This is a genomic window from Scytonema sp. UIC 10036 (genome assembly GCF_009725235.1).
Genome location: NZ_WJFC01000323.1, coordinates 1 through 10359 on the forward strand (window position 1 = coordinate 1; position 10359 = coordinate 10359).

Genomic DNA, 10359 nt, shown 5'->3' on the forward strand with positions numbered 1-10359 from the left:
TGTTTGAAAAGTCATGATTGATGTATCAAATATTTTTTACCCCACCCTAACCCTCCCCTTATAAAGGGGAGGGAACTCAATTTCTCTTATTTCCCCCCTTTATAAGGGGGGACTAAGGGGGGTAATCATGTGATGAAAATGACAGCTAACCACTTTTCAAACATCCTCTTAGACGGGAATAAACTTTTTTAAGGGTTACCACTAACAGATTACCGCGATTAATAATGAAATTAAGCAGAATTAATCTTTAGCAATAAGTTCAAGATCGTTAGGAACCTTAAACTTCAAAACTTCCATGCAAAACTTTTTCCACTCTGGGGTAACTTGTTCAAATATGACATTTTCATCCAGCCATATTGAAGCTCTTACAGTTAAATCTTGATAAAGAAATACAACATCATCGTCAGAAAACACAGATTCATGACTGTTCGATCCATTTGAATTGTTAACTTCATCCTTTTTCCAATTGGTCTGGCTTTCAGTCCAACCACTAAACTTACGCAAATTTCCTAAATAAAAAGCCTTGCAATACTCTCGCTCTTGTTGATTACTACTTTTTTGTTCACCAGCTTTTGCTTGGGCATCCTTTAATAACTGAATTGCCTCAGCATGACCTGCTGCTAAAGCAATCAAATAAGGTGTCCTTCCATCGCGCCCCACGTTGAAAACATCAGCCTTTTGTTCAATTAACAACTTAATAATCGCTCCATCACCCTTTCCTGCTGCCCAGTTCAAAGGCGTCCAGCCATATTCATCCTGTTGATTAACATTAGCACCAGCCTGAATCAACTCTTTAACAGCTGCAAAATTACCAGATTTTACTGCATCAATTAACTGCAAATTACTCATGTCAAACCTACCCTATTTGCAAGAAAGTTCACTTCACTTAGTTTTGTTCAATTTCTCTCATTGTTTGTTTATATAGATGTACCATTTTTAAAGAATGTAGCATACGTTTGAACTAGGTCAATTTTAAAACCTAAGCTGTAATAGAGCCTTAAAGCTCGTTGATATGTACGATTTGTACCAATAAAAAAGTATTTACTTGGCTCTCCAAAGTGGCTCTTAAGCTTGTACATACAACGAATTGCCAAAAATCTTCCAAGTCCATTTCCGTAGAACTCAGGTAATAGTGCCAATTCTTCAATAGACATTTCGTTACCCCAAATACGCCCGTAGCAAGAACCAATTATTCTTCCGTCGTATTCTAATCCAACCCAAGTTTTCACGGCATCTTCTTGGTCTTGAGCATTTGTTAACTGCCATCTTCGAAATTCTCTTAGCTGCTCTATTTTTTCTGATGTAAATTCACCTTCATGTACAGCATAAGCCTTATTGTATAAGTCAATAAACTCTGATAAACGATTTTTAACAAAAGAAATTTCGTGAATATTTTTAGATAGCTGGGGAAGCTCAATTGTTTCAAGTATATTTTGGCTAGCAGTCATTGTTAGCCTGGGTTGCATATCAAAATTTAGTTCGGGTAAAAGTCCTGCATAATAAGCATTATGAGACGGGACTTTTTCATTTATTGTCATAACAAGTTCATTAGCAGGACTAACTTGAATAAACTCAGTTTTAATCTGTTCAATTGCTGCTTTAATAATTTGATATCTACTAGACCAGAGAGAAGGAATTATATATTGAATACTTTGTTTTCCATAGTTGTTAATTAGAGAACGACAAAAAGCAATTTTATTGTTTTCAATTTCAATTAAATAAATTGTTTCATTGTCATTATATGGTAGTTTCTGATGAAAATTAATAAATGCATCAATCTCATGAGGTTGAAAAGAAAGTATTGGAAATATCTCATAAGCTGTTTCTTTAAATTTGTGCATATAATCCGAATATTCAGTTTTTTCTACTTTTAGAAAATTCATAAAATTTCTTGCTTCTTATAAGGACTATATCATACATTTTATAAAAAAATTATTGCTTATGTGAAAAATTTAGCAAAATTGAACAATGACATAATGAAATATTAAATGAAATTATATATGGCGTAATTATGTACTTCAACTAATACTATAATCAATGAATAAAAACATTTGTCATGGGTAACTTGCAAAAGCTATTTTCTTTGTATCATATTGAGCGAAATATAATGATACTCTAACTATTAAATATTTCTAAAATAAATAAATTTTGTGGTGAAAGGGTATTCAGCTTTAAATCTCTAACTAAAAGAAGATGAATTCTGTATTCAAGTTTATTCAATTATATTGCAAACAATTCTCAAGAAGTGCAACGGTTATTTGGATGGCGATCGAGGATGCTAAGGCGTGTTTTCAAACTATAACCACAAAATAATGGAGGCGATGCGGAAGCCGCCCTGCGCGAACGCAATCATAGCTGTATAATTGGCTGCCAGTTTTTCATATATGGTAGTAAAGGTTTTAACCTTTCCCACTGTTCGTTACTTAAATCCCCTTGGTTCATAATTATAACAATGCGATCGCCTCCTTGTTCAGGATACAACGAGTTTGAAAACATGCCCTAGCCCTGTCAAGGTGACTTCTTAGCATTAGCCAAAAGTTGTACGGTTGAAATGTATCGATGCCGAAGGTTCACAATGTTGAGGCTCTTTTCTTGGAACCTCTGTCTGTTTCAGAAAAGCCGCCAAACGCACTTTAGCAACTAAATCTTAGAAAACCAGAACAAACTGTTCCTTAGAGAGACTGAAAATTGTCTATTGTTGCAGTTCAATAGCAATTATCATACCTCGATAAGTTCTTTAAATTTCATCAATCAAGTAAAAATCGAAACAACCTGCCTCAATATTCTAGGTCCAGCACTGCTAATACCAGTTCTCCATGAAGATGCACTTAATTTTCAACCCCAAACTGCCAAGACGCCAAGAGCGCCAAGAAGAGAAATTTAATCATTTAGTGCAAGTTTATAGAGAATTGGTATTATCCGCTCATTTTGTCACATTGACAGGGCTATTCTGATTAAATTAGCTTCAGTGTATCCTGAATCAGAGCTATTCACGATCAATTAAACTTTAATAAAGTCGAAATACTCTATGACGAGAGCCAAATCTTCAAAAGAATTCAGCTCAAACATCTGTAATTGAAAATTGTAAGGGTCGGCTTCAGTTTGAGTGACAGTTTCAAAATCAAAGGTTCGAACTAATGGCTCGTCACTTAAGGAATAATGAACTTCAGCAAAGCTAGATAATAAGCTTGCTCCATAAACCCTACGTTGACCATTCTCCTGACATAGACCGGCTTCTATTGTATACCAATAGAGGTTATCAAGTTGCCGTCTTTGATTATCATTTGCTACAAGCATTTTTTGACTTATGTTTTCTAAAAAACGGTTATATAAGGGGTTAGTGACAAGTGGCAAATGCCCAAAAACATCATGCCACATATCAGGAAGTGGGTCAAAATCTAAATGATTTGATTCACGGAGAATTAAGTTAACTGGAAATTCTTTATTTGCTAAACTCGTAAAATACTTTTTAGAGTCAATCATCCCAATAACAGGAACTATTTTCCAACCTACCATCCTATCTAAATCCTCGGAAACCTTTTCTAAAGTTGGTAGTTTTGAAATCAAATTTTTAAGGATATCAAGACCGAAAATAAACTCTTTGCATGCTTTATTATGAACAACGTTTATTTGTCTTTCAAACAACTTGTTCCAAATAGAGCACTGTTCCTCGTTGGCAAAATATTTCTGAGATACAATTGTGTCTTCCATGACGTTTCATCTCCTTAGAAAACTTACTTTGATGCTGAGTACTTACTTGTTAATTTTTGCAAAACATGGTTTACAAATAAGCTCTCTTTTTTACAAAAACTTATCTCTTGAAAAAGCTCGATAACACATTTGAGCATAGTTCAAGTTGAATAACTAAATAACAAAATATTACCTCTATAATCTAATTTTTCTCAAATTTAATACATTAACAAAACATGGGTCTAGCATCTTAATACCCTGCAATTACTTCTCGTTCTTCGCTGTACTTAGATGACAAGTGATATATGACTTTAAGCAGAGTAAGGCTTACACCTCTCCTACTTAATTTTCTGAGTGCTCAGCACCTCTGCGATTACTTAAGAAACTTTTCAAAACTCTCGTGTAAGCCCTACAAATTTTATAACAAGGGAAAGTCTACAAAATTATTCAAACCTTCGCTCACTGTCTCTGACTTTCAAACAACTAATAATGAGGAAAGTATTGCCATCTGAATTAAAAAATTGTGATTTTCATTGGAGACAAACACTTAACTCTTGTGTAAAGCTATTTTATCAAAAGTTTAGGCGTTCGTCTCTTTAATCATCCACAATATTTAGTAAATTATAAACTCTAATTTTATAAATCAGCCCTTAGATAGAGTTTTAAAAACAGTGATTTTACAGATAGATCTTTAGTTCAAATTGGCGTTACGAAAGCCTTTGTTTATTAAAAGACATTCTGAAAAATTTTTGAAAGGCCGCTTCTTAGAGATGTTTGAAAAGTCCATGATGATTGATGTATTAAATATTTTTTACCCCACCTCTAAACCCATCCCTTGTAAAGGGGCATGGGTAACCGAATCTTTTCTTGTTTCATCCCCCTTTACAAGGGGATTAAGGGAATCATGTGATTTACAAAGCCACAACAAACATACTTTAATTTTAACATCCTCTTAGAGGATGGTTGAAATCATGATTGATGTATTAAAATATTTTTTTACCCGCACCCTTAACCCTTCCCTTGCTTAAAGGGTGAGAGGAACTTGATGAAAGGGGAGGAACTGAATTTTTTCTTTGTTTCCCCCCTTTACGTCAAGGAGGATTAGGGGAGGGGAGAGAGAGAATCATGTGATTTAAAAGCACAACCATAAAACAATGGCTTGTTTAAACATCCTCTAAGAGATGTTTAGAACAAGTCCATGATTTATGTTAGGCTTTCAAAACTATGATTTCTTACCCCCCCTAACCCCACTTGCTAAAGGGGGAAACAAAGAAATAATTCGTTCCCTCCCCTTACAATCAGTTCCCTCCCCTTTAACAAGGAAAGGGTTAAGTGGGGTTAAAAAAATATTAAATACATCAATCATGACTTTTCAAACATCCTCTAAGAGGATGTTAAAAAAAGTTGTTTGTTGTGGCTTTTAATCACAATGAATTACCCCTAATCCCCTTGTAAAGGGGGATGAAACAAGAAATTCTGTTCCATCCCCTTTACAAGCTGTGAGGGTTAAGAGGATGGGGTAAAAAATATTTAATACATCAATCATGACTTTTCAAACATCCTCTAAGAGCGGCTTTCAAAAATTTCTTCAGATGTCTTTTATAAACAAAGGCTTATCGTAACGCCAATTTGAACTAAAGAAATCTAATCTGTAAAATCACTGTTTTTAAACTCTATCTAAGGGCTGATTTATAAAATTAGAGTTTATAATTTACTAAATATTGTGGATGATTAAAGAGACGAACGCCTAAACTTTTGATAAATAGCTTTACACAAGAAGTTAAGTGTTTGTCTCCAATGAAAATCACAATTTTTTAATTCAGATGGCAATACTTTCCCTCATTATTAGTTGTTTGAAAGTCAGAGACAGTGAGCGAAGGTTTGAATAATTTTGTAGACTTCCTTGTTATAAAAATTGTTAGGGCTTACACGAGAGTTTGAAAAGTTTCTTAAGTAATCGCAGAGGTGCTGAGCACTCAGAAAATTAAGTAGGAGAAGGTGTAAGCCTTACTCTGCTTAAAGTCATATATCACTTGCATCTAAGTACAGCGAAGAATCGAGAAGTAATTGCAGGTATTAAGATGCTAGACCCATGTTTTGTTAATGTATTAATTTGAGAAAAAATTAGATTATAGAGGTAATATTTTGTTATTTAGTTATTCAACTTGAACTATGCTCAAATGTTGTTATCGAGCTTTTTCAAGAGATAATTTTGTAAAAAAAGAGAAGCTTATTTGTAAACATGTTTTGCAAAAATTAACAAGTAAGTACTCAGCATCAAAGTAAGTTTTCTAAGGAGATGAAACGTCATGGAGACACAATTGTATTCAGAAATATTTTGCCAACGAGCAACGGTGCTCTATTTGGAACAAGTTGTTTGAAAGACAATAAACGTTGTTCATATAAAGCATGCAAAGAGTTTATTTTCGGTCTTGATATCTTAAAAAATTGATTTCAAACTACCAACTTTAGAAAAGGTTTCCGAGGATTTAGATAGGATGGTAAGTTGGAAAATAGTTCCTGTTATTGGATGATTGACTCTAAAGTATTTTACGAGTTAGCAAATAAAGAATTTCCAGTTAACTTAATTCTCCGTGAATAAATCATTTGATTTTGACACCATTCTGATATGTGGCATGATGTTTTTTGGGCATTGCCACTTGTCACTAACCCTTATATAACCGTTTTTTAGAAAACATAACGTCAAAAAATGCTTGTAGCAAATGATAATCAAAGACGCAACTTGATAAACCTCTATTGGTATACAATAGAAGCCGGTCTATGTCAGGAGAAATGGTCAACGTAGAGGTTATGGAGCAAGCTTATTATCTAGCTTTGCTGAAGTTCATATTCCTTAAGTGACGAGCCATTAGTTCGAACCTTTGATTTTGAAACTGTCACTCAAACTGAAGCGACCGCTTACAATTTTCAATTACAGATTGTTGAGCTGAATTCTTTAAAGATTTGGCTCTCTCATAGATATTTCGACTTTATTAAAGTTTAATTGATCGTGAATAGCTCTGATTCAGGATACACTGAAGCTAATTTAATCAGAATAGCCCTGTCAATGTGACAAGAATGAGCGGATAATACCATTCTCTATAAACTTGCACTAAATGATTAATTTCTCTCTTGGCGCTCTTGGCGTCTTGGCAGTTTGGGTGTTGAAATTAAGTGATCTTCATGGAGAACTGGTATTAGCAGTGCTGGACCTAGAATTGAGGCAGGTTGTTTCGATTTTTACTTGATTGATGAAATTTAAAGAACTTATCGAGGTTGATAATTGCTATTGAACTTGCAACAATAGACAATTTTCAGTCTCTCTAAGGAACAGTTTGTTCTGGTTTTCTAAGATTTAGTTGCTAAAGTGCGTTTGGCGCTTTTTTCGAACAGACAGAGGTTCCAAGAAAGAGCGCTCAACATTGTTGAACCTTCGCATCGATACTTTTCAACCGTACAACTTTTGGCTAATGCTAAGAAGTTCACCTTGACAGCTAGGGCATGTTTCAAACTCGTTGTATCCTGAACAAGGAGGCGATCGCATTGTTATAATTATGAACCAAGGGATTTAAGTAACGAACAGTGGGAAGTTAAAACTTTTACTACCATATATGTAAAAACTGGCAGCCAATTATACAGCTATGATTGCGTTCGCGCAGGGCGGTTCCGCATCGCCCCATTATTTTGTGGTTATAGTTTGAAACACGCCTTAGCATCCTCGATCGCCATCCAAATAACGTTGCACTTCTTGAGAATTGTTTGCAATATAATTGAATAAACTTGAATACAGAATTCATCTTCTTTAGTTAGAGATTTAAGCTGAATACCCTTTCACCACAAAATTTATTTATTTTAGAAATATTTAATAGTAGAGTATCATTATATTTCGCTCATATGATACAAAGAAAATAGCTTTGCAAGTTACCCATGACAAATGTTTTTATCATTGATTATAGTATTTAGTTGAAGTACATAATTACGCCATATATAATTTCATTTAATATTTCATTATGTCATTGTTCAATTTGCTAAATTTTCACAAAAGCAATATTTTTTTTTATAAAATGTATGATATAGTCCTTATAAGAAGCAAGAAATTTTATCAATTTTCTAAAAGTAGAGAAAAACTGAATATTCGGATTATTATGCACAATTTAAAGAAACAGCTTATGAGATATTTTCCAAATACTTTCTTTCAACCTCATGAGATGATGCATTTATTAATTTTCATCAAAACAAAATTAAACAATGAAACCAATTTATTTAATTAAATTGAGAAACAATAAAATTGCTTTTTGTCGTTCTCTAATTAACAACTATGGAAAACAAAGTATTCAATATATAATTCCTTCTCTCTGGTCTAGTAGATATCAAATTATTAAACGCAGCAATTGAACAGATTAAAAACTGAGTTTTATTCAGTTATCTGCTAATGAACTTGTTATGACAATAATGAAAGTCCCGTCTCATAATGCTTATTATGCAGGACTTTTACCCGACTAAATTTTGATATGCAACCCAGGCTAACAATGACTGCTAGCCAAAATATACTTGAAACAATTGAGCTTCCCAGCTATCTAAAAATATTCCGAAATTTCTTTTGTTAAAAATCGTTTAATCAGAGTTTATTGACTTATACAATAAGGCTTATGCTGTCATGATAGGTGAATTTACTCAGAAAAAATAGACAGCTAAGAGAATTTCGAAGAATGGCAGTTAACAAATGCTCAAGACCAAGAAGATGCCGTGAAAACTTGGGTTGGATTAGAATACGACGGAAGAATAATTGGTTCTTGCTACGGGCGTATTTGGGGTAACGAAATGTCTATTGAAGAATTGGCACTATTACCTGAGTTCTACGGAAATGGACTTTGGAAGATTTTTTGGCAATTCGTTGTATGTACAAGCTTAGAGCACTTTGGAGAGCCAGTAAATACTTTTTTATTGGTACAAATCGTACATATCAACGAGCTTTAAGGCTCTATTACAGCTTAGGTTTTAAATTTGACCTAGTTCAAACGTATGCTACATTCTTTAAAAATGGTACATCTATATAAAACAAACAATGAGAGAAATTGAACAAAACTAAGTGAAGTGAACTTTCTTGCAAATAGGGTAGGTTTGACATGAGTAATTTGCAGTTAATTGATGCAGTAAAATCTGGTAATTTTGCAGCTGTTAAAGAAGTTGATTCAGGCTGGTGCTAATGTTAATCAACAGGATGAATATGGCTGGACGCCTTTGAACTGGCAGCAGGAAGGGTGATGGAGCGATTTAAGTTGTTAATTGAACAAAAGGCTGATGTTTTCACACGTGGGGCGCGATGGAAGGACACTTATTTGATTGCTTTAGCAGCAGGTCATGCTGAGGCAATTCAGTTATTAAAGGATGCCCAAGCAAAAGCTGGTGAACAAAAAAGTAGTAATCAACAAGAGCGAGAGTATTGCAAGGCTTTTTATTTAGGAAATTTGCGTAAGTTTTAGTGGTTGGACTGAAAGCCAGACCAATTGGAAAAAGGATGAAGTTAACAATTCAAATGGATTCCCGAACGAGTCATGAATCTGTGTTTTCTGACGATGATGTTTGTATTTCTTTATCACAGATTTAACTGTAAGAGCTTCAATATGGCTGGATGAAAATGTCATATTTGAACAGTTACCCCAGAGTGGAAAAAGTTTTGCATGGAGTTTTGAGTTTAAGGTTCTAACGATCTTGAACTTATTGCTAAAGATTAATTCTGCTTAATTTCATTATTAATCGCGGTAAATCTGTAGTGGTAACCCTTAAAAAAGTTTATTCCCGTCTAAGAGGATGTTTGAAAAGTGGTTAGCTGTCATTTTCATCCACATGATTAACCCCCTTAGTCCCCCCTTATAAAGGGGGGAATAAGAGAAATTGAAGTTCCCTCCCTCTTTATAAGGGGAGGGTTAGGGTGGGGTAAAAAATATTTGATACTTTCAAACTCCTCTAAAGACCTAACAACCCACTGACTTTGCTAAACGTTAGAAGAACAAAAAGACCTCATAAATTCGGTAGCTCGAGTAGGAACTTACATAGTCTGAAATGCTGTTTTTGCCAATCTGACGTATAACAGTTCTCCACTTCCCGCTTCCGGCTTGCTATATGGATGAGCTATATCAATTGGAACCCTTTCCAAAACCTATGGGCTACCTGGATTAAGAGTCAGTTGGTGTTTAGCTTCACCAGATTTGCTAGCAAATCTGGTGAAACTGTGTGATTAGACTCAAGAATAAAGGTTTCAGTTGAGGTTTCTGGGGCTGGCGTTCCCTCTTTAGTCGCGATAGCTTTGCTGCTGCCTTTAGGTAGAGCGCTCTTAAGCCCACCTAGAACAGAGGTATTTGAAAGGAGGTTCATACACTAATTTCGGCGGGTTGTATTGCCCAGTTCAAATCAAAGACTGCTAAAAAGAAATAATTCAACCTTTGGTAGACATAAAACTATCCTTCTTCTAGATGAATTTTTCATTTGATGTCTTGCACAATTTTCAATAAAATCTAAAAAACCGATTTTCCGGACAAAAAATGAAGAGTTTCAGGTTACAACATTGCTTAGAAAGCCACTTTTTCACCTTTGAAGATGCATAGAAAAAACTCCACCATCTGTGACATCTCTTTTTACCCCCCTTAATCCCCCCTTATAAAGGGGGGA

Annotated in this window: 6 protein-coding genes and 1 pseudogene; 2 read left to right on the forward strand and 5 right to left on the reverse strand. The window is 34.5% G+C overall.

Annotation, left to right across the window (positions count from 1 at the left end; all coding sequences use genetic code 11):
• Positions 1–240 precede the first annotated feature (240 nt).
• The 4 genes from F7734_RS58750 to F7734_RS58765 form a co-directional block, all read right to left on the reverse strand.
• A complete protein-coding gene (locus F7734_RS58750; RefSeq protein ID WP_166482814.1) occupies positions 241–840 on the reverse strand; it encodes an ankyrin repeat domain-containing protein in 600 nt (199 codons plus the stop codon).
• Between the two features lie 77 nt (positions 841–917).
• Positions 918–1883 carry a GNAT family N-acetyltransferase gene (locus F7734_RS58755; RefSeq protein WP_155753415.1) on the reverse strand — a complete coding sequence of 322 codons (966 nt, stop codon included), beginning with the start codon at positions 1881–1883 and terminating at the stop codon, positions 918–920.
• 466 nt (positions 1884–2349) lie between these two features.
• Positions 2350–2496, reverse strand: coding sequence for a hypothetical protein (locus F7734_RS58760; RefSeq protein ID WP_155753417.1), 147 nt, complete (start codon positions 2494–2496; stop codon positions 2350–2352).
• A 504-nt stretch (positions 2497–3000) separates the two neighbouring features.
• Positions 3001–3711, reverse strand: a complete 711-nt coding sequence (locus F7734_RS58765; RefSeq protein WP_155753419.1) for a hypothetical protein — start codon at positions 3709–3711, stop codon at positions 3001–3003.
• A 4722-nt stretch (positions 3712–8433) separates the two neighbouring features.
• Here F7734_RS58765 and F7734_RS58770 point away from each other — a divergent pair.
• Positions 8434–8667, forward strand: a pseudogene (locus F7734_RS58770) (hypothetical protein); the annotation flags it as partial.
• Between the two features lie 287 nt (positions 8668–8954).
• Complete coding sequence (locus tag F7734_RS58775) at positions 8955–9173, forward strand: hypothetical protein (RefSeq protein ID WP_155753422.1); 219 nt, start codon at positions 8955–8957, stop codon at positions 9171–9173.
• 700 nt (positions 9174–9873) lie between these two features.
• Here the strand turns inward: F7734_RS58775 and F7734_RS64915 are convergent.
• Positions 9874–10065, reverse strand: a complete 192-nt coding sequence (locus tag F7734_RS64915; RefSeq protein WP_243147624.1) for a hypothetical protein — start codon at positions 10063–10065, stop codon at positions 9874–9876.
• Positions 10066–10359 lie beyond the last annotated feature (294 nt).

Excerpts from the sequence above, each read along its gene's own strand:
- F7734_RS58765 (WP_155753419.1), bottom strand. The coding sequence starts at position 3,711 with ATGGAAGACACAATTGTATCTCAGAAATATTTTGCCAACGAGGAACAG.
- F7734_RS58755 (WP_155753415.1), bottom strand. The coding sequence starts at position 1,883 with ATGAATTTTCTAAAAGTAGAAAAAACTGAATATTCGGATTATATGCAC.
- F7734_RS58775 (WP_155753422.1), top strand. The coding sequence starts at position 8,955 with ATGGAGCGATTTAAGTTGTTAATTGAACAAAAGGCTGATGTTTTCACA.
- F7734_RS58760 (WP_155753417.1), bottom strand. The coding sequence starts at position 2,496 with ATGTTTTCAAACTCGTTGTATCCTGAACAAGGAGGCGATCGCATTGTT.
- F7734_RS64915 (WP_243147624.1), bottom strand. The coding sequence starts at position 10,065 with ATGAACCTCCTTTCAAATACCTCTGTTCTAGGTGGGCTTAAGAGCGCT.